Here is a 20953-nt window from a genome sequence, read left to right as displayed (position 1 = left end):
GGTGCTTCGTCTATAAGCAGCTGTGCCGGAGAGGCTATAATGGTGACAAACCTGACCATTTCCCCAACCGGAGCTCCCCATGACCCAGGACGAACTGAAAAACGCCGTTGCCAAGGCTGCGCTGGATTACATTGCACCTCACCTTGAACGCAACAGCATCGTTGGTGTGGGCACCGGCAGCACCGCGAACTTTTTCATCGACCTGCTCGGGGGCATCCGTAACGAGTTTGACGGCGCCGTAGCCAGCTCCGACGCCACCGCGGAGCGCCTGAAAAGCCATGGTATTCCGGTGTATGACCTGAACAGCGTGGGCGAAATCGAGTTCTACGTGGACGGCGCTGACGAAACCAACGAACACCTGGAACTGATCAAGGGTGGAGGCGGCGCACTGACCCGCGAGAAAATCGTGGCCGCCGTGGCCAAAACCTTTATTTGCATCGCCGACGAGTCAAAGCTGGTGGGCACCCTGGGTGACTTCCCGCTGCCGGTAGAAGTCATCCCCATGGCCCGCAGCCACGTGGGCCGCGAGATCGTTCGCCTGGGCGGCGATCCGGTTTACCGCGACGGTTTCACCACCGACAATGGCAACATCATTCTGGACATTCACAACATGGACATATCGCGCCCGATTCAGGTTGAGGAAAAGCTCAACCAGATCGTCGGCGTGGTCACCAACGGCTTGTTCGCGCGGCGCCCGGCGGACCTGCTCCTGCTGGGTACTGCCGACGGTGTGAAAAGCATTCCCCGCAAGGGCCGTTAAGCCGGCGCACAGGCGCTGACTGGCAGATCAGGCCAGCAGGGGTGGTTTGGCAAACAGCTCAAACCAAGCGCTTGCTTGGTGCCAGAATTTACGCGACACTGCTGGCCATGCCTTTTGATCCAGGGAGAACCGCCGTGTCCGACTATTTCAACGACATCCACGACCAAGCCCGCCTGAGTGCCCGCAAATTTGTGGCCACACACGTGCTGCCCTTTATCGACGACTGGGAGGAGGCTGGCGAGTTTCCCCGTGACCTCTACCGCAAAGCTGGCGATGCCGGCCTGCTCGGCATCGGCTTTCCGGAGGCGCTGGGGGGCACAGGCGAAGGCGACATCTTCCTCAAGGTAGCCGTCTCCGAAGAACTGATGCGCTCCACCTCCGGTGGCCTGGTCGCCGGCCTGGGCTCCCTCGATATCGGCCTGCCACCCGTTGCCAAGTGGGCGAAACCGGAAGTGCGCAACGCGATCGTTCCACCCGTGCTGCGGGGCGAGAAAATAGCCGCCCTGGCCATCACCGAACCCGGCGGCGGCTCGGACGTGGCGAACCTGAGAACCCGGGCGGTGCGGGACGGGGATCACTACATCGTCAATGGCAGCAAGACCTTCATCACCAGTGGCATCCGCGCCGACCACTACACCGTCGCCGTGCGCACCGGAGGAGAAGGTCACAGCGGCATCAGCCTGTTATTGATCGACCGCGACATGCCTGGATTTGCCACCGGCAAGAAGCTGCGCAAGATGGGCTGGTGGGCCAGCGATACCGCCGAGCTGTTCTTTGAGGACTGCCGCGTGCCCGCCGACCGCCTGATCGGTGCAGAAAATGCCGGCTTCATCGCCATCATGAGCAACTTTCTGGCAGAGCGACTGATGCTGGCCATCATGGCCTACATGACCGCCGAGATCGCGCTCGAAGCCTCCCTCGCCTATGCCAACGAACGCAAAGCCTTCGGCCGCAATATTGCCGGCTTTCAGGTCACCCGCCACAAGCTGGTGGACATGGCGACCCAGGTCGACGTGGCGCGGGAATACACCTACCGCTGCGCCGCCCTGATGCAGGCGGGCAAGAACCCCGTCAAGCAAGTGGCGATGGCCAAGAACTTCGCTGTTGACGTGTGTGAGCAGGTCACCCGGGAAGCGGTTCAGATTCATGGCGGCATGGGCTACATGCGGGAATCGGTGGTTGAGCGGCTCTACCGTGACGCCAAGATCCTGTCCATTGGCGGCGGCACCACCGAGATCATGAAAGAGCTGATTGCCAAGCAGCTCAAACTGTAATTGCGAGGCCGACCAAGGTTTAGTTTCGAACTGCACCAGACTTCCGTATAATTGCGCCCACTTTTTAACCGCAGTTAAACGCACTCTCAGGAAGGATCGCTCATGCACTTCGATAACATCCCCTCAGGCAAGAATCCGCCGGAAGACATTTACGTGGCCATCGAAATCCCGGCCAACAGCTCACCGGTCAAGTACGAACTGGACAAAGACATGGGCGCGCTGCTGGTTGACCGTTTCATGGCAACCCCGATGTTCTACCCGGCCAACTACGGCTTCATCCCCCATACCCTGGCCGATGACGGCGACCCCATCGACGTACTGGTGGTGACTCCATACCCGATCCAGGCCGGCTCCGTGATTCGCTGCCGCCCCGTGGGTGTTCTGAACATGGAAGATGAGGCCGGCGGCGATGCCAAACTGGTTGCTGTTCCCCATGACAAGCTGACCCAGTCCTACCACAACATCCAGGAAGTCGATGATCTGCCCGAACTGCTGCGCGACCAGATCCGTCACTTCTTCGAGAACTACAAGACCCTGGAACCCGGCAAATGGGTCAAGGTTCAGGGCTGGGGTAACGCGGCCGAAGCCAAGCAGGCCATCCAGGACGCGGTAAACGCCTACAAAGGCTGATCCCCGCGCTTCTGGTACAAAAAAACCGGGCCATACCAGCCCGGTTTTTTTGTGTCTCGGGAAAGCCGTTGCCCGGCTCGCGTTCAACCCCGCGAGAGCAGGTCCCGCATGTCACTGATGGCGGCATTCGCCCGCGACAGATAAGCGGCCATGGTCAGGGAGTGGTTGGCCAGCACCCCGAAACCACTGCCGTTAAGAATCACCGGGCTCCACATTTCGCCTTGGGCGCCTTCCAGCTCGATTATGATCTGTTTGACGCTGGCCATGGCATTCTTGTCCGTCAGCACCTTGCGAAAATCCACCTCAATAGCCCTGAAGATGTGCAACAGCGCCCAGGAACTGCCCCGCGCTTCATAGAACGCGTCGTCGATCTTGGTCCAGGACGTTTTTACTTCTTCCCCGGACCGCTCTTCCGCCAGCGGGTCGTCTGGGTTAATCATGGACACCGCATCCGACACCGAGGCCTTACCGACACTCTCACCGAGGGTGCGCGACAGGCTGCCGAGTCGGGTTTCCAGGTCCGCCAGCCAGTTATTCAGGTTGTCAGCACGGGCGAAAAACTGGGCAGAAGGCTGGTCGCGGCGTGACAGCCGGTCCAGGTAACGGTGCAACGCGTTGATGCCGTTACGGTACTCGGCTTCGGTGGACGGGATGGCCCAGCTATCGCTGTCAAAATGAAACTGCGGTTCCGCCACAATCAGATCAGGATCTTCCGCCGACTGACTCTGGGAGCGGCTGATATCCTTTCGCATGGCGCGAGACAGGTCCCGTAACTGCACCAGTACACCGTATTCCCAGTTCGGCATGTTATCCAGCCACAGCCCGGGCGGAAAGATATCGTTGGTGATGTAGCCGCCCGGCTTGTCCAGGAGGGTTTCAGCAATACGGATCATCGTTGCCGTCGTGGCAAAGCCGGCAACCGGCTCACGGTCCATACTGGTGGATACACTGCGGGTATGCTCACGCACCGAGAATGTATCCGGCTCACTGCTCCAGATCATTCCCAATATCACCGCGACCAGCAGATAGATGCCAAGAACGATCAGAATGAATTTACCGACCACACCGCTGCCATCGGCGTAATCCTGCACATCGTCTTTGCGATCCCTAAAATATTGCTTGATTCTGCCCGGCATCGGTTATTGATCCCCCTGTCCGTTTTCGTTGTCAGCCTTGAATGGCCGTCCCAGATGGTAGCCCATTGCACCGTCAACACCCAACTTACGCAACACGTCGTGCTCCGCGGCGGTTTCCACGCCGGTGGCGAACACCTTCACGCCACGACTGTGCGCGATGGCCACCACGGATTCCAGATAAAACCGGTTTTCCTGATGGGTATCAATGCTATGAATGAAGCTATTATCGATACGAAGCCCCTGGAACCTCAGATTTCTCAGGTAACTGAAGGGAACGCCGCCAACCCCGAAACGATCTACCAATACCGCGACCCGAAGCCGATTCAGCGCCCGCACCAGCAGCCCGACAGCGGTGCGATGGTGGTGCACGGTCTGCTCGGAGATCCCGATCCACAAGCGCTCACGCACATCGGCCGCGGCTTCCAGTCGCTGAAGCAGATCGCTCCGGAATGCCTCACTGGCCACCGATGAGGCACTCAGCGTCAGCGCCAGGTGCCCTCCCGGCCTGCGGCGCAGCAACTCGATTGCTTCACGGGAAACCCGTCGGTCAATGTCCTCGATCAACCCGAAGCGCTCAGCCATGGGCACAAATACACTGGCCTTGAGCTCGCCCTCGTCTGTGGTGATGCGGGAAAACACTTGTTGATAGACCAGCTCTCCACCTCCGTTAAGCACCATCGGTTGCAGCCACAGTGAAACCCGGTCGTCGCGGATGGCTTCGGCGATGATGGCTCGCCACGTCTCGCGGTTGTGATGGCCATCCCGGCCCGGGTCTGCGGCATGACATCCGGTATTGGAGCTGGCCTGAGCCTGCCGCAGGGCTTCATCGGCCGCTGCCATAAGCTCCCGGGCGTTGCGATCTCCCAGTGCCTGGGCCACACCGCCATGGACCATGACCTCCACCGGCGCGGCAAGATCGGAATAGATGCCGTCCAGCTCATCCACCAGCTGCTGACACCAGACGATGCCGTCCGCCTGGGTAACGCCAGGCAGGAACAGGGCAAATTCAGCTCCGGTCCGGCGGCCGGCGAAGGCGTCCGTGTGGGCGCGCACGAACACGGTCATGGCACCGGCGATCCGCAGCAGCAGGCGGTCCGCCTCGCTGCGGCCGTATGTCTGGTTGTAAACCGAGAACCCTTCCAGCTGGATCAGAAACAGCACACCCGGTGCGGCGCGCTCTTCCGACTCCACCTCCACTTTCAGGCGCTGATCGAAGGCACTGCGACTGGCCAGCCCGGTCACCGGATCCTCATTGCTGACCCGCCGCAGATGCTGGATCAGCTTCGCCTGCCCTTCGAACAGCGCACCCAGGTCATCCGCCATCTGGTTCATCGCCCGGGTGACCTGATTCAGGTCGCGGGTGGACTGGACGTCTATGCGCTTGCGGAAATCCCGCCGGCCGAGGGCTTCGGCCTGTTTTTCCATGGCTTTCAGAGGCTGCAGAGTGCGGCGCACGATCCAGAACAACATACCCAGCCCCAGGCCGCCAATGAATAACGTCCCCACGATCATACCCACCGCGACCTGCCAGAGGTCTTGGTACGCGCGCCCAGGATGGCTGATCACTTCCACACTGCCAAGCCGTGACCAGCCGCGCACCACCTCGGCCCGGCCCACCGGCAGGGACAGATCCGCCAATGACACAAACCAGGTGGGCACACCGCCCGCAGTGACCACCGTTTCGCGTCCCGCCACCCGCTGCCCCTGATGATTCAGGTAGACCACCGACAGATAGCGACCGCTGTCGAACACCGAATCGATGAGTGATGCCGAAGCCACGGGATCGCGACCATCGATGGCATTGGAGAGTGACAGCCCCACAGCGGTTGCGCCATCACGCGCATGGCCGGCGAGCTGGTCCGATACATAGTCCCGGAAACGGTCAAAACTGAAGGCAAGACTGGCCAGCAACAGCAAGAGCACCAGGCTGCCGGTGTACAACAACAGCAGGGATCGAAGCGAGATCACTCCCTTCTGGCGAAACGGCAATGTGTGAGTCTGCATCCGTGCCATCACTGACGGCCTCCGGGCCCCTCTGGCCCCTGGAAATTTGGCTCGCTTGCGGGTGCCGGTGTGATCTGCTCCGCAGAGTTGACAAACATTTACATAGCGTCACCTACGCCGACAACACTAAACACTATAGACTCTGCAAAAGGACTAAGGTTGAAAAATCTGCCTGTAGCGGAGACGGGCGGACCATAACGAAGAAAAAAAGCAGGCCGGAGCACGATGAACGACGAAAGCCAGAAAGAGAAGCTCAGACAGCACTTTGCCCGTCGCGTCACCACCCAGGCACGGGTTGTGCTCGACACCTGGCAGAAGATTCATGAGACCCCTCAGCAGTCGGCCGCTTTTCGTGATGATTTTGCCACCGCCACTGACAAACTGGTTCGCTACGCCCAGCGCTTCGACATGGCCAGTCACGCCGATGCCGGCAAGAAAACCCTCGATCTGCTGCATCAATGGGCGCCCGGTGAGAACCTGCCCGATGGCCTCGAGCGGCAACTGCGGGACACCATTGAGCTGCTCTCCCGCAGCACCTTGCGGCGCACCGACCAGGACACCCCCGAGGCGCCCCAGCAATTCCGCCGCACCCCGGTCTATATCGCCCTAGCCAACGCCGAGATGGCGGCGCGACTGATCCGGCAACTGGAGTTTTTCGGGTTTCGCGCGTCCGCGTTCAGCACCGCGGAGCAACTGATCGAAGCCTGTGCCCTGCACAAGCCGGAAACCATTCTGATGGACGTCAATTTTGGAGGCGACACCAACACCGGCATCGGTGCCATTGAACGCCTGCAGGAGCGGCACGACACCCCCATACCAATCATCTTCATGAGCGATGAAGACGGCACCATCGAAACCCGTCTGCGGGCGTCCCGCTGCGGGGGTGAGGAATTTTTCTATCCGGCGGTGGATCCGGGGCAGCTGATCGAGAAGATCGAGAGCTACACCCACGGCAATACGATTGAACCTTACAAAGTGCTGGTGCTGGATGATTCCCGCGCCCAGGCGAAGTTCATGGAAACGGTGCTGAAAAAAGCCGGCATGAACGCCCACATCATTACCGATCCGATGCAGATCATTCATGCCCTGGAGGAGTTCTCTCCGGAAATCATCATTCTCGACATGTACATGCCCGGCTGCACCGGCATGGAGATCGCCCGGGTGATTCGCCAGCAGGACCGTTTCCACAGCGTACCGATCATCTACCTGTCTGCGGAAGAGGATGTCAGCAAGCAACTGCACGCCATGAGCCTGGGCGGCGACGACTTCCTCACCAAACCGATCGACCCCAAGCACCTGATCGCCACCATCCACAACCGGGGCCGGCGCGCTCGATCGCTGTTGGCGCTGATGATACGCGACAGCCTGACCGGACTGTTCAATCACACTCACACCCTGTACCTGCTGGATCAGGAAATTGTTCGCGCCCGACAGAAAGAACACCCGCTTTGCTTCGCGATGATCGACATTGATTACTTCAAGAAGGTTAACGACACTTTCGGGCACCCCATCGGAGACCGGGTGCTGCGCAGCCTGTCGATGTTCCTGAAGCAGCGGCTGCGCAAGACCGATCACATCGGTCGTTACGGCGGAGAGGAGTTCGCCATCATCCTGCCCGATACCCGGGAAAGTGATGCCCGCAACGTACTCAACGAAATCCGTGAGCGGTTTTCAGAACTCCTGCAGCCCGCCGGCGACCGGGAGTTCAACGTTACCTTCAGCTGCGGCGTGGCCGCCTGGAACGGCGATAATTCCCAGTCCCTGTGCGAACGCGCCGACCGGGCGCTTTACCGCTCCAAGGAGCACGGCCGCAACTGCGTAACCGCCGCCAGCGACTGACAGAGCTGCCCACCTGCCCGGCCCGCCTGCGGCCGGGCTTATGAAACCAACGTCTTATAGAACTCGCTTCCCGGCTTAACGACAATGTCCCTCAGTGAACGGCGCCCCCGCGACCGGCCCGGATCGTGCTTTTTTTAGACCAATTGACGACCGCCCGCATTGTCAAAAAGTGTTGATCTCAGGCCAATTAGCACGCACCATTGTTGGAAAATGTCGGTAATTTCGGCGATCCTGTAAAAAAACGGTAAGGCAGAGAAGCAATCATGTCGACAATTCTGGTCCTCCACGGCCCCAACCTGAACATGCTCGGCACCCGTGAGCCCGAGGTGTACGGTTACGAGACCCTGACGGACATCGACAAACGGCTGCACAGCAAGGCTGCCGAACAGGGCCACCACCTGCTGCACCTGCAATCAAACGCCGAATACGAATTGATTGAACGCATCCATGAAGCACGAACCGAAGGCGTCGACTACATCATCATGAACCCCGCGGCCTTCACGCACACCAGCGTGGCGCTGCGCGATGCCATGCTGGCTTCAGGCATACCGTTTATTGAAGTGCATCTTTCCAACGTGCATGCGCGGGAGGCCTTCCGCCATCACTCCTATTTTTCCGATATCGCCGACGGCGTTATCTGCGGGTTGGGCAGTCAGGGCTATGACCTGGCCCTGACGGCTGCCCTGCAACGAATTCACCGATAGACCAGATCAACACGGGACCGGACCTACTATGGATATTCGCAAAATCAAGAAACTGATCGAACTGCTCGAGGAATCCGACGTCGAGGAACTGGAGATTCACGAAGGTGATGACTCCGTTCGTATCTCCCGCCGTCGGGAACAGGTCGCCGGCACCCAGTACATGGCCCATTACCCGGCGCCGGCACCCCAACCGGCAGCACCGGCCGCTGACAACCCCGGCACCGACCCGGGCGAGAGCGCAGCACCGCCGGCGCCCACCGGACACACGCTCAACTCACCCATGGTCGGCACCTTCTACCGTTCACCGTCACCCACGGCGAAAGCGTTTGTGGAAGTCGGCCAGAAGGTCAATGTGGGCGACGTTGTCTGCATCGTTGAAGCCATGAAGATGATGAACCAGATCGAGGCGGACAAGAGCGGCACCGTCACCGAAATCCTGGTTGAAAATGGCCAGCCGGTAGAGTTTGACCAGCCCCTGGTCGTCATTTCCTGAACTCGGTGATCGCACATCATGGCTATGTTAGAAAAAGTTCTGATCGCAAACCGGGGCGAAATTGCACTCCGCATACTGCGAGCCTGTAAAGAGCTCGGCATTAAAACGGTGGCCGTCCACTCCCAGGTAGATCGTGATCTGATGCACGTGCGCCTGGCGGATGAATCCGTCTGCATCGGTCCGAACAGCCCGACCGAGAGCTACCTGAACATCCCCACCATCATCAGCGCAGCGGAAGTCACCGACTCGGTGGCCATCCATCCCGGTTACGGTTTCCTGGCGGAAAATGCCGACTTCGCGGAACAGGTCGAGAAGAGCGGTTTCCGCTTTATCGGCCCGCGAGCCGAAACCATTCGCCTGATGGGCAACAAGGTGTCTGCCATCAACGCCATGATCAAGGCCGGCGTTCCCACTGTACCCGGCTCCGATGGCCCGCTGACCGACGACGACGAGCGCACACTGCGCATCGCGCGGGAAATCGGCTATCCGGTCATGATCAAGGCCGCGTCCGGCGGCGGTGGCCGGGGTATGCAGGTGATTCATTCGGAAGCCTCATTGCTCAAGGGCGTACAGATTACCCAGAGTGAGGCGCGCAACGCCTTTGGCGACCCCACGGTGTACCTGGAGAAGTTCCTGGAAAAACCGCGTCACGTGGAAGTTCAGGTGCTGGCCGACATGCACGGCAACTGCATTCATCTGGGTGACCGCGACTGCTCCATGCAGCGCCGCAACCAGAAGGTCATCGAGGAAGCGCCTGCGCCGAACATCAACCCCGAATCCCGCGCCCGCACCCTGAAAGCCTGTACCGATGCCTGCAAGGAAATCGGCTACGTAGGCGCCGGCACCTTCGAGTTCCTGTATCAGGACGGCGAGTTCTATTTCATCGAAATGAACACCCGGGTTCAGGTTGAGCACCCGGTGTCCGAGATGGTCACCGGTGTCGACATCGTGCGGGAGCAGCTGCGGATCGCCAGCGGCCTGCCGCTGCAGTACACCCAGGACGACATCCGCATTTCCGGCCACGCCCTGGAGTGTCGCATCAACGCGGAAGATCCGAAAACGTTCGTACCCAGCCCCGGCAAGGTCAAGCACTTCCATGCCCCCGGCGGTAACGGCATCCGCGTGGATTCGCACCTGTACAGTGGTTACACGGTTCCGCCCTACTACGATTCCCTGGTGGCCAAGCTGATCACCTGGGGCGATGATCGCGAAATCGCCCGGCGCCGCATGAAGAACGCTCTCGACGAGCTGCTCGTTGAAGGCATCAAGACCAATCAATCCCTGCATCGAAAACTGGTGCGCGATGGTGGCTTCAAACAGGTAGACTTCACCATCCATTACCTGGAAAAACTGATACGGGATTGAAACAACCATGCCCTGGATACAACTACAGATCCCGGCTGATCCGGACAACGCGGACCAGCTGGAGGATCTGCTCATGGAGATGGGCGCAGAGGCCGTCTCCATGGAGGACGCCGCAGACCAACCGCTCTACGAGCCGGATCCCGGCACCACGCCCTTGTGGCACCACACCAGCGTGACCGGCCTGTTCGACTCCGAGCGCGACATCGACCAGCTCTGCTCTGCGATCACCGACGCCTGGCATCAGCAGACCCAGCAATCCCTGCAAGGCATTGAGGTTACCCTGGTTGAGGACAAGGATTGGGAACGGGCCTGGATGGACGACTTCAAACCCCTGCAATTTGGGGAGCGGCTGTGGATCGTGCCCAGCTGGCACGACGCACCGGACCCCGAGGCCGCCAATCTGATGCTGGATCCGGGCCTGGCGTTCGGCACCGGCACCCACCCCACGACCGCGCTGTGTCTGCAGTGGCTGGACGGGCAACCGGTGCAGGGCAAACAGGTGATCGATTACGGCTGTGGCTCGGGTATTCTCGGCCTGGCGGCTTTGCTGCTGGGTGCCGATCACGTGATCGGTGTGGACACCGACCCACAGGCACTGGAGGCCAGCCGCGACAACGCCCAGCGCAACGGCGTTGACCCCGCCCGCCTGGACCTGTACCTGCCGGACAACGAACCGGACACCCGCGCAGACATCATGCTCGCCAATATCCTGGCCCAGCCGCTCATCGGTCTGGCGCCGCACCTGGCAGCGAGAGTCAAACCCGGTGGCGACCTGGTGCTTTCAGGCATTCTGTCCAACCAGGCCCGGGACGTGATGGCGGCCTACGAGCTTTGGTTCGTGATGGACGAGCCCGAGCAGAAAGAAGAGTGGATACGCCTCACAGGACGGCGCAACGACAGGTGACGAAACCTCGGTGACCGACTAAACTCCGTGACTCGTAGCGAAGTCGCTTACAGGAACGAAGCATGACCCAGAGCAGCCTGCAGACACGATGTCCCAAATGCGATACCCGTTTCCGGGTAACGGATGAGCAACTCAGCATTGCCAAAGGCAAGGTGCGCTGCGGGAACTGCATGGAGGTGTTTAACGCCATCGATCATCAGATGGCTTCACCCGGTCAGGCAAAGCCGGCAGCACCGGAATCCACCAGATTCGTCGAGGCGGGAGAAGCCGCCAGCGGATTTTCAGCCGATGACGATTTTGTGTTCGCTGACAATCCGGAAGAAGACGCCGCCGAAGGCAAATACGCCGGCACCAACCTGACCTTTTCCGACGAAGAGCTCAGTGACAGCTTTCGCTCATTTGACGAGAAATCACCGGCCGGCGGCCAAGAAGATGACGGCCGCCCAACCAAGGAGCTCGATGAGAGCTGGGCCGAGGCCATGTTGTCGGATGACGACTCCGACAGGGATAACAGCCACCCTGCAACGCCCCAGGGCAGTGAACCGGCTGCGCCTGCCACGGAGCAATCCGAGGCGGCGCCGGAACCCAGGCCCGCTATTGCACCCTCCGTAACACCGGCCGCCAGACCACAACCGACGACGCCTGCGACCCAGTCTGACGAGACAAGCGCCGACACCCGGCAGGAGCCACCCCTGTCCCTGGAGCCAACAGCCGAGCCCACAACAGCCCCGGCTTTCACCGAGGCTCCTGCAGCACCGCCTGAGCCCGAGCCGGATGAACCTCTGAGCGCCCGCTTCCCTTACCACGATCTGCGGCGGGAACCGGTGTCAGTGGGTGGCGGTTCCGGCGGCACCGTGCGCCGTATTCTCTGGACGCTGGTGGTACTGGCGCTCACAGGCTTGCTGTTGGCCCAGGTGACCTGGTTCCAGTTTGACCGACTCTCGGCTATTCCGGAGCTGCGCCCGTTTTATGAGCAGGGCTGTGAGCTGGCCGGCTGCGAACTCAAGCCGCTGATCGATGTGGATGCCATCCAAAGCCGTAAACTGGTCGTGCGCACTGATCCCGAGAACCGCAGCCAGTTGCTGGTGGAGGCGGTTATCATCAACCGCGCCGCCTTCGAGCAGCCTTTCCCGGCCATTGCGCTGACCTTCTCGAACCTCAATGGCGATGTGGTAGCCCAAAGCGTGTTCATGCCGGACGAGTACATCGCCGGAGACGGCCGCGATCTGGCCGCCATGCCCACCGAAACGCCGGTCAGGATCGCCATCGGCATTCGCGACCCCGGCCGTGATGCGGTCAACTACAACATCGCGTTCCGGGCCCACAGCCAGTAAGCGATTTTTTAGTCATGGATCATGGCGGGCCGCCATCGAACAGACTAAAAGTCAACCAGAAAGAACGAAAAATAATCAATTTTTTCACTGCTTTGCCCCTTCAATCGTCGGCCCCCCGACGGTATCATTAGCGCCTTTCGGATCTGGATCGGTTACTTATTGAGCAACCTTTCCGCTCCGGCCCTTGCTGATTCTGCTGTAACACGGACTGAAACCATGCTGCCGACGGCGAAGATCGGGCCCTATACCCTGCCCAACCCGCTGATTGTCGCACCCATGGCGGGCGTGACAGACCGACCCTTCCGGCTGCTGTGCCGGGACATGGGCGCGGGTCTGGCGGTGTCAGAAATGGTTATCGCAGACAGCAAGCTCTGGCACACCCGTAAATCCCGGTTCCGCATGAACCACACCGGCGAGCCGGAACCCAGATCGGTACAGATTGCCGGCGGAGATCCGGACATGCTGGCCGAGGCAGCGCGGTTGAACGCCGAATTCGGCGCCCAGATCATCGATATCAACATGGGTTGCCCGGCCAAGAAGGTATGCAATAAGGCCGCGGGTTCGGCGTTGATGAAAGATGAGGGGCTGGTTCGCGACATCCTCGAGGCCGTGGTCGCCGCGGTCGACATTCCGGTAACCCTGAAAATGCGCACCGGGTGGGATCGCGAGCATCGCAACGCCCCGCTGATTGCCCGTATGGCCGAAGATGCCGGCATCCAGGCGCTGGCCATCCATGGCCGTACTCGGGCCGACGCCTACAAGGGCGACGCGGAATACGACACCATTGCGGAAGTGAAATCCCGGGTCGGTATCCCGGTGTTTGCTAACGGTGATATCACCTCACCGGAAAAAGCGAAGCGGGTGCTCGAGTACACCGGAGCGGATGGCCTGCTGATCGGCCGAGCTGCCCAGGGCCGGCCCTGGATCTTCCGGGAGATCCTGCACTACCTCGAGACCGGCAAGCGGCTGTGTGCCCCGCCGCTGAACGAGGTGGAGCGTATTCTGATCGGGCATCTTGACGCCCTGCACGCCTTTTATGGCGAAATCATGGGCGTGCGTATCGCCAGAAAACACGTGGGGTGGTATCTGCAATCTCACGATGAGAGCAAACAGTTTCGCAAATGCTTCAACGCCCTGAACGAGGCGATGGCGCAGAGAGACAGCATTCAACAGTACTTTGCAGGCTTACGAAATGGAGAGGTATTCGCAGCATGACCGCTGAGACTTTGGCAAATGAGAACATCAACACATCGGCCAACGATGACACCCATCAGTTGCAAACGGTGAACAGCAGCGGCAACAGCGTCACCCTGCGCGACAGCGTGGAAGTGGCCCTGAAGAACTACTTTGCGCAGCTTGATGACGCGCCGGTGACCGAGGTGTATCAGCTGGTACTCTCCGAGGTAGAAGCCCCCCTGCTTGAACAGGTGATGAAGTACACTCGCAACAATCAGACCAAGGCGTCCACCATGCTTGGACTGAATCGCGGTACGCTTCGCAAGAAGCTCAAGCAGTACGGTCTGCTATAATTCAGACACCCCGAATAAACGAGGGCCTCCCGGACACCATTCGCGAGGCCCTTATTCGTTCATCTCCAGCAGAAATTATGTGACCCATGGCAAATCAGGCTAATACTCCCGTCCGTCGCGCGCTGATCAGCGTGTCCGATAAAACCGGCATTGTCGACTTCGGCCGTGCCCTGACCGAGCGCGGTGTCGAGCTGCTCTCAACCGGCGGCACCTTCCGTCTGCTCAAGGAAAACAACGTTCCGGTGACGGAAGTCAGTGATTACACCGGCTTCCCGGAAATGATGGATGGCCGGGTCAAAACCCTGCACCCGAAAATCCACGGCGGCATACTCGGCCGTCGCGGTACCGACGACGCCATCATGGGCCAGCACGGGATCAACCCCATCGACATGGTGGTGGTCAACCTCTACCCCTTCGAAGACACCGTCGCCAACCCGGACTGTGATCTGGCGACCGCCATCGAGAACATCGACATCGGGGGCCCGACCATGGTGCGTGCCGCCGCCAAGAACCACAACGACGTAACCATCGTGGTCAACGCGGCGGATTACCGCCGCATTCTCAAGGAGCTCGACACCAACGATGGCGAACTGAGCTACCACACCCGCTTCGATCTGGCGGTCAAAGCGTTCGAACACACTGCCGGCTACGACGGCGCCATCGCCAATTACCTGGGCGGCCGCACGCCGGACAACGACAACGCCGACTTCCCACGCACCTTCAATGCCCAGTTTGTGAAAGTGCAGGACATGCGATACGGCGAAAATCCCCATCAACGGGCCGCTTTCTACGCTGAACGCAACCCGAAAGAAGCCTGCGTCGCCACCGCCAGGCAGTTGCAGGGCAAAGAGCTGTCCTACAACAACGTGGCTGACACCGATGCCGCTCTGGAGTGCGTCAAGCCCTTCGCCGATCCGGCCTGCGTGATCGTCAAGCACGCCAATCCCTGCGGCGTGGCCATCGGCGCAGACATCCACCAGGCCTACGATCTGGCCTTCGCCACCGACCCCACGTCGGCGTTCGGCGGCATCATTGCCTTCAACCGTGAGCTGGACGCCGAGACCGCAAAAGCCATCATCGACCGTCAGTTCGTGGAAGTGATTATCGCGCCCACGATAGCGCCGGAAGCGGTGGAGCTGGTGGCCGCCAAGAAGAACGTACGCCTGCTGGCCTGCGGCGAGTTCAACGGCGAACGTGCGAAATCGCTGGATTACAAGCGCGTGACCGGCGGCCTGCTGGTCCAGGATCGCGACCTGGGCATGGTGGCGATGGAAGACGTGAAAGTGGTCACCGAACGCCAGCCGTCCGAGGCCGAACTGAATGATCTGCTGTTCGCCTGGGAGGTGGCCAAGTATGTGAAATCGAATGCCATCGTCTACGCCAAGGCCGGACGCACCATCGGGGTTGGCGCCGGCCAGATGAGCCGCGTCTACAGCGCCAGAATCGCCGGCATCAAGGCCGCCGATGAAGGCCTGGAGGTGAAAGGCTCGGTGATGGCATCGGATGCCTTCTTCCCGTTCCGCGACGGCATCGACGCCGCTGCCCAGGCCGGAATCACCGCGGTGATTCAGCCCGGCGGTTCCATGCGCGACCAGGAAGTGATCGATGCCGCCAACGAGCATGGCATTGCCATGGTGTTCACCGGCATGCGCCACTTCCGACATTAACAGGAGACAACCATGAACATTCTCGTCATTGGCTCAGGTGGTCGTGAGCACGCGCTGGCGTGGAAGGCTGCCCAGTCTCCGGATGCGGACCGGGTGTTTGTCGCGCCCGGCAACGCCGGCACCGCAACAGAGCCCGGCCTGGAAAACATCAACATCGACACAATGGATTTGAATGGTCTGGCGGATTTTGCCGCCGCCAACAATGTGGGCCTGACCATCGTGGGCCCCGAAGCCCCCCTGGTGGCCGGCATTTGCGACCTGTTCGAAGAGCGCGGCCTGCGGGTGTTCGGCCCCAGCGCCGGTGCAGCGCAACTGGAAGGCTCCAAAGCCTTTACCAAGGACTTCCTGGCGCGCCAGAACATCCCTACCGCCGGGTATGGCAATTTCACCGAGGTGGACAAAGCCCTCGCCTACGTGCGTGAGCAGGGTGCGCCCATCGTGGTCAAGGCCGACGGCCTGGCGGCCGGCAAAGGCGTGATTGTCGCCATGACCCTGGCAGAAGCCGAAGACGCCATTCGCGACATGCTCGCCGGTAATGCCTTCGGTGAAGCCGGCAGCCGCGTGGTGATCGAGGAGTTCCTCGACGGCGAGGAAGCCAGCTTTATTGTCATGGTCGACGGCGAACACGTGCTGCCGATGGCCACGTCCCAGGACCACAAGCGGGTTGGTGACGGCGATACCGGGCCCAACACCGGCGGTATGGGCGCTTACTCACCCGCGCCGGTGGTTACTGCGGACGTGCACCAGCGCATCATGGACGAAGTGATCTATCCTACCGTGCGTGGCATGGCAGCCGAGGGCCACCCCTACAAAGGCTTCCTGTACGCTGGCCTGATGATCGACGGCAACGGTGCCCCCAAGGTGATTGAGTTCAACTGCCGCTTCGGGGATCCCGAAACCCAGCCCATCATGTTGCGGATGAAATCCGACCTGGTCGAGCTGTGCGGCGCTGCCATCGACGGCAAGCTGGACCAGTGCACCTCGGACTGGGACGAGCGAGCGTCCGTGGGCATCGTGTTGGCGGCCGGGGGTTACCCGGGCAGCTATAACAAGGGTGATGTGATTGCCGGCCTGCCGGAATCAGAAACCGAAGGCGAGAAGGTGTTCCACGCCGGCACCCGCCTCAACGGGGACCAGGTGGTCACCAATGGCGGCCGCGTACTGTGCGCGACGGCCCTGGGGCACACGGTCACCGAGGCCCAGCAACGGGCCTACGACGTCGCCGCCCGCATCTGCTGGGACGGTGTGTTTTATCGCAATGACATCGCCTATCGGGCGATTGCGCGGGAAAATTCCTGACACGTGAACGGAGCTGACGAGTCATGACATCCACGAGCCGCCTGCCGGTTGTGCTGTTTCTGCTGATCACTGCAATCCTCTCGGGCTGCTCGCGTCAGGCCATTTACGATACCGCCATCGACTGGGAGCGTTCCGCGGCCGGCCTGGAGCCAGACCGGATCGCTGTCGGCGAACTGGACATCGCCTACCTTCGCAACAAGGAGACGGTGGACGGTGACACTATCGTGCTGATCCACGGTTTCGGTGCCAACAAGGACAACTGGACCCGTCTTGCCCGTGAGCTGACCGACGAATTCAACGTCTACGCCATCGACCTGCCCGGTCATGGTGACAGCAGCAAGGAACTGGATCTGGGCTACCGCTTCGAGGATCAGGTACAGCACGTTGCCCGCATCCTTGACGCGCTCGATATTGATCAGGCCCACCTGATGGGTAACTCTATGGGCGGCGCCATCACAGCGCTCTACTCCGCGACCTTTCCCGAGCAGGTTCGCTCAGCGGTGCTGTTCAACCCCGCGGGGATATTCGAGTACGAGAGCGAGCTGGTGGAGCTGGTCACCGAGGGAGACAACCCGCTGATTCCAAAGGAATCGGGTGATTTTGACAGGCTGTTGGATTTTGCCCTGGAAAAACGCCCGTTCGTGCCCTGGCCGATCCTCGGCGTGATGGAGGAGAAGGCCATCGCCAACCGTGAAGTCAACCAGGTGATCTTTGCCGCCATCCGCGACACCGGTTTCGAATCCGACTTCCGCACCGCCATCCGGGAGGTCCCGGTGCCGGTGCTGGTGGTGTGGGGCAAGGAGGACCGGGTCATCAACTATCGCAACGCCGACCTGTTCGTTGAAGCCATCCCGCGCTCAACGAAAGTCATTCTGGACGACATCGGCCACGCCCCCATGGTTGAGGCACCGAAAAGATCGGCCCAGCTGTTCCGTGATTTCATTGGCGACAGCAAGCGCTGACCTGCTGGTCGACTACAGTTTGCGCCTGAAAACCAGTAAGCTTCAGGGCAGGATTACCCTGTCTCCCGAGCGGTTCAATGCCTGAAGCTATCTGGATCACTTTCGCGTTTGGCCTCGGCCTGATTGTCAAAGCAATCGGGCTGCCCCCACTGGTCGGCTACCTTGCCGCCGGCTTTGCCCTGAGCGGACTCGCTGCGACCACCGGCATCGAGATCGAGGAGACGGCGGCGCTCAAGCATATCGCCCACCTCGGCGTTCTGTTGCTGCTGTTCACCGTTGGCCTGAAACTGAAACTGCGCTCGATCATCAGCCCCGAGGTCATTGGCGGCAGCCTGCTGCATTTCGGCATCACCTGCGCGGTATTCGCGCCCGGGCTTTACCTGATGATGGACCTGGATTGGTCCACTGCACTGCTGCTCGCCATTGCCCTGTCGTTTTCCAGCACGGTGCTGGCGGCCAAAGTTCTGGAAAGCAAACGGGAACTGCGGGCCTTTCACGGCCGCGTCGCCATCGGCATCCTGATCATGCAGGATCTCATTGCCCTGGTGGTGATGAGTGTAGCTGCGGGTAAAACGCCGTCGCAGTGGGCGCTGCTGGTGTTCGGGCTGCCACTGCTCCGCCCGCTTCTCTTCCGGTTGCTTGACGCCAGCGGGCACGACGAGCTGTTGGTTCTGCTGGGACTACTGCTCGCCCTGGTACTGGGTGGCCTGGGGTTCGAAGCCGCCGGCCTGAGCTCGGAGCTTGGCGCTCTGGTGTTCGGTGCCATGCTCGCCGACCACCCCCGCGCCCAGGAACTGGCGAAATCATTGTGGAGCGTGAAAGAGGTCTTCCTGGTCGGCTTTTTCCTGCAGATCGGGATCGGCGGGCTCCCTGATCAGCAGGCCATCATCTTCGCCGTAATTGCCGCCCTGGTGCTACCCCTGAAGGGCATCCTGTTTTTCTTCCTGCTGATACTCTTCCGGCTACGGGCACGAAGCAGTTTTCTGTCGGCCCTGTCCCTGACCAACTACAGTGAATTCGGGCTGATTGTGGCCAGCGTGGCGTTACCGGAATGGCTGATCCCTCTGGCGATCACCGTCTCACTCTCATTTGTTATTTCCGCGCCACTGAACCGCTTTGCCCACGGCCTTTACGAACGTTACAACCGATCACTGATAGGTTACGAACGACATAAACGACACCCCGACGAACAGCCGATTTCTCTTGGCGATACCCGCATACTCGTCATGGGCATGGGGCGCACCGGCACGGCGGCCTATGACTGGCTGCACGCGAAAGACAACCGCGTCATGGGGCTGGATTCAGACCCGGCAAAAACGTCTACTCATCAGGCCGAGGGCCGCAATGTGGTTTTTGCGGACGCGGAAGACAACACATTCTGGGAAAGCCTGCACATGCCCGACCTGCAATCGGTCATCCTTGCCATGAACGATATCGAGGGCAAACTGATCGCCGCCCGCATGCTCCGTAAACTGGGTTTCACCGGTCGTATTGTCGCCCACACCATGTACCAGGATGAGGCCGAGAAAATCCGCGAAGCCGGTGCCGACGAGGCCTACCTGACCATGAGCGAAACCGGCGTTGCGCTGGCCAGTCATCTTCAGGAGCACCTTGTCCGCAACTACGCCGACCCCGCCAGAGGCACGGGCCATGTATGAATTTGAAGAACCCACCCGTGGCAACATGACCCAGATGACGTCCCTCCATGAGGAGCGTCTGGACTTCGTGGCCCGCACGCTGCAGCGCACCGGCGCGAAGACCGTGCTCGACCTCGGCTGCGGCTCAGGGTCTCTGCTTTACCGCCTGGCGGCGTTTCCGGAATTTGAGCACATCGTCGGGCTGGAGCAGTCCGGCCTGTCCATCCGGCAGGCACGCCTCAACCTCGAACCCTGGCTGGCCCTGGCGCCGGAACGCATCCGCCTGGTGAGAGGCTCCTACGCCGAGAGCAACTCCGAGCTGGCCGGATTCGATGCCGCGGCCATGGTGGAAACCATCGAGCACGTCTACCCGGGAGAGCTGTCCCGGGTGGAGCTGGCGGTGTTCGGGGAATACCGACCGCGGGTGCTGTTCATGACCACCCCCAACCGGGAGTACAACCCGCTGTTCGATCTCGAGCCCGGGGAGTTTCGCGAGGAAGACCACAAGTTCGAGTGGGACCGCACCAAGTTCCGCCGCTGGGCCCTCGGCGTGGCCGACCGCAACGGCTACCGGGTTGAATTTGGTGGTATCGGCGACTTTCATCAGGAACTGGGGCATCCCACCCAGACAGCCCTGTTCAGCCGCCGGGCGTGATTCAGCGAATGCGGCGCCAGGCCGACAGCTCGGCAATGGTGTGCTGGAACTTGCGGCGGGTCTCGCGAATCACAAACGGCACATCTACCGGGGCCTGCACCGGCTCGAAATGACTTGCGAGGACGTCCCGCATTCCGTCAAGCACCGTGCGGGGCTGGCCGTTGTGAGTAAGACCGCCGATCCAATTGGCGCGCGGCGTGAACTCTTCGAGGAGTGTATAAGGCGAACTGATGACCAGCGTACCGCCAACCGCCAGACGCTGGTGAATGTCCCCCAGGAACGCTCCGGGGTCCTGCAGCCGGTCGATCAGGTTGCCGGCGAAAATCAGGTCGTAGTCGGCATGTTCCACCCCCAGATTGCAAGCGTCGCCGGTGGCAAAGCGCACTCGTGGGGCGGCGCGCGCCAGGTCCAGCGCCTGCAGGCTGACGGTGACGCGCTCACCCAGCTCGCCTTCATCACGGCGGAAATAATCAATCGCTCCGGCCTCTTTCAGGGTAGCGGCGGCATCGACAAAGCGTTGTGACAGATCGACCCCGACAACCTCGTCAAACAGCCGTCCGAGCTCGAACGCGGTGCGGCCCACAGCGCAGCCCAGATCGAGCGCCCTGCGCTTGTCACGGCCGGCCATCAGCTCCTGGCAGATGCCGGCGCACCGGGCCGGATAGTTACTGACCCCGAAATGGGGCTCGCCGAAATGAAAACCCAGGTACTGGCTGAGCAGTTCGTCGGTTTCGTATACGTTCATGGCGGTTCCTTTGAAG

19 protein-coding genes are annotated in these 20953 nt (G+C 60.8%); 16 read left to right on the top strand and 3 right to left on the bottom strand.

The features are described 5' to 3' along the window. The first annotated feature begins 79 nt into the window (after positions 1 to 79). From rpiA to ppa, 3 genes are all read left to right on the top strand, one after another. Positions 80 to 760, top strand: a complete 681-nt coding sequence (gene rpiA, locus R0125_RS01180; protein WP_317236847.1) for a ribose-5-phosphate isomerase RpiA — start codon at positions 80 to 82, stop codon at positions 758 to 760. A 134-nt stretch (positions 761 to 894) separates the two neighbouring features. Further along, positions 895 to 2034, top strand: coding sequence for an acyl-CoA dehydrogenase family protein (locus tag R0125_RS01175; RefSeq protein ID WP_410797533.1), 1140 nt, complete (start codon positions 895 to 897; stop codon positions 2032 to 2034). 102 nt (positions 2035 to 2136) lie between these two features. Next, the gene (ppa, locus tag R0125_RS01170; protein ID WP_248181483.1) at positions 2137 to 2664 is read left to right on the top strand and encodes an inorganic diphosphatase; all 528 of its coding nucleotides are present in this window, start codon (positions 2137 to 2139) and stop codon (positions 2662 to 2664) included. Between the two features lie 83 nt (positions 2665 to 2747). On the opposite strand, the gene R0125_RS01165 is transcribed toward ppa, so the two are convergent. Beyond that, positions 2748 to 3800: a DUF2333 family protein gene (locus R0125_RS01165; RefSeq protein WP_317236846.1), complete on the bottom strand. Its 1053-nt coding sequence runs from the start codon at positions 3798 to 3800 to the stop codon at positions 2748 to 2750. Between the two features lie 3 nt (positions 3801 to 3803). Continuing rightward, complete coding sequence (locus R0125_RS01160) at positions 3804 to 5813, bottom strand: EAL domain-containing protein (RefSeq protein WP_317236845.1); 2010 nt, start codon at positions 5811 to 5813, stop codon at positions 3804 to 3806. A gap of 216 nt (positions 5814 to 6029) precedes the next feature. Between R0125_RS01160 and R0125_RS01155 the strand changes: the two genes are divergently transcribed. From R0125_RS01155 to R0125_RS01095, 13 genes are all read left to right on the top strand, one after another. After that, positions 6030 to 7643 carry a diguanylate cyclase gene (locus tag R0125_RS01155; protein ID WP_317236844.1) on the top strand — a complete coding sequence of 538 codons (1614 nt, stop codon included), beginning with the start codon at positions 6030 to 6032 and terminating at the stop codon, positions 7641 to 7643. A gap of 263 nt (positions 7644 to 7906) precedes the next feature. Beyond that, positions 7907 to 8347: a type II 3-dehydroquinate dehydratase gene (gene aroQ / locus R0125_RS01150; protein WP_248181489.1), complete on the top strand. Its 441-nt coding sequence runs from the start codon at positions 7907 to 7909 to the stop codon at positions 8345 to 8347. Between the two features lie 28 nt (positions 8348 to 8375). Further along, positions 8376 to 8840, top strand: coding sequence for an acetyl-CoA carboxylase biotin carboxyl carrier protein (gene accB / locus R0125_RS01145; RefSeq protein ID WP_248181490.1), 465 nt, complete (start codon positions 8376 to 8378; stop codon positions 8838 to 8840). A gap of 18 nt (positions 8841 to 8858) precedes the next feature. Beyond that, the gene (accC, locus tag R0125_RS01140; RefSeq protein ID WP_248181491.1) at positions 8859 to 10205 is read left to right on the top strand and encodes an acetyl-CoA carboxylase biotin carboxylase subunit; all 1347 of its coding nucleotides are present in this window, start codon (positions 8859 to 8861) and stop codon (positions 10203 to 10205) included. A gap of 7 nt (positions 10206 to 10212) precedes the next feature. Further along, complete coding sequence (gene prmA / locus R0125_RS01135) at positions 10213 to 11109, top strand: 50S ribosomal protein L11 methyltransferase (RefSeq protein WP_317236843.1); 897 nt, start codon at positions 10213 to 10215, stop codon at positions 11107 to 11109. Positions 11110 to 11171: 62 nt separating this feature from the next. Next, a complete protein-coding gene (locus tag R0125_RS01130; protein WP_317236842.1) occupies positions 11172 to 12443 on the top strand; it encodes a DUF3426 domain-containing protein in 1272 nt (423 codons plus the stop codon). Positions 12444 to 12662: 219 nt separating this feature from the next. Then, positions 12663 to 13658 (top strand): tRNA dihydrouridine synthase DusB, encoded by a 996-nt coding sequence (gene dusB, locus R0125_RS01125; protein WP_248181716.1) that lies wholly within the window; start codon positions 12663 to 12665, stop codon positions 13656 to 13658. Then, complete coding sequence (fis, locus tag R0125_RS01120; RefSeq protein WP_317236841.1) at positions 13655 to 13972, top strand: DNA-binding transcriptional regulator Fis; 318 nt, start codon at positions 13655 to 13657, stop codon at positions 13970 to 13972. Before dusB ends, fis begins: the two co-directional genes overlap by 4 nt. A gap of 86 nt (positions 13973 to 14058) precedes the next feature. Further along, complete coding sequence (gene purH, locus R0125_RS01115; RefSeq protein WP_317236840.1) at positions 14059 to 15639, top strand: bifunctional phosphoribosylaminoimidazolecarboxamide formyltransferase/IMP cyclohydrolase; 1581 nt, start codon at positions 14059 to 14061, stop codon at positions 15637 to 15639. 12 nt (positions 15640 to 15651) lie between these two features. Further along, on the top strand, positions 15652 to 16938 hold the full coding sequence (purD, locus tag R0125_RS01110; RefSeq protein WP_317236839.1) for a phosphoribosylamine--glycine ligase: 1287 nt from the start codon (positions 15652 to 15654) through the stop codon (positions 16936 to 16938). A 23-nt stretch (positions 16939 to 16961) separates the two neighbouring features. Further along, the gene (locus R0125_RS01105; protein WP_317236838.1) at positions 16962 to 17900 is read left to right on the top strand and encodes an alpha/beta fold hydrolase; all 939 of its coding nucleotides are present in this window, start codon (positions 16962 to 16964) and stop codon (positions 17898 to 17900) included. Between the two features lie 77 nt (positions 17901 to 17977). Beyond that, positions 17978 to 19558, top strand: coding sequence for a cation:proton antiporter family protein (locus tag R0125_RS01100; protein ID WP_317236837.1), 1581 nt, complete (start codon positions 17978 to 17980; stop codon positions 19556 to 19558). After that, positions 19551 to 20192, top strand: coding sequence for a methyltransferase domain-containing protein (locus R0125_RS01095; RefSeq protein ID WP_317236836.1), 642 nt, complete (start codon positions 19551 to 19553; stop codon positions 20190 to 20192). The genes R0125_RS01100 and R0125_RS01095 overlap by 8 nt, the downstream gene beginning before the upstream one ends. Position 20193: 1 nt before the next feature. Here the strand turns inward: R0125_RS01095 and R0125_RS01090 are convergent, their stop codons facing one another. Beyond that, a complete protein-coding gene (locus R0125_RS01090; protein WP_317236835.1) occupies positions 20194 to 20937 on the bottom strand; it encodes a putative 4-mercaptohistidine N1-methyltransferase in 744 nt (247 codons plus the stop codon). Positions 20938 to 20953: the final 16 nt, after the last annotated feature.

It is taken from the genome of Marinobacter sp. M-5, from assembly GCF_032911545.1.
GTDB classification, from domain to species: Bacteria; Pseudomonadota; Gammaproteobacteria; order Pseudomonadales; family Oleiphilaceae; genus Marinobacter; species Marinobacter goseongensis.
The sequence above is the reverse complement of the archived record's forward strand: the minus strand, read 5'-3'. Positions and strand labels throughout refer to the sequence as shown.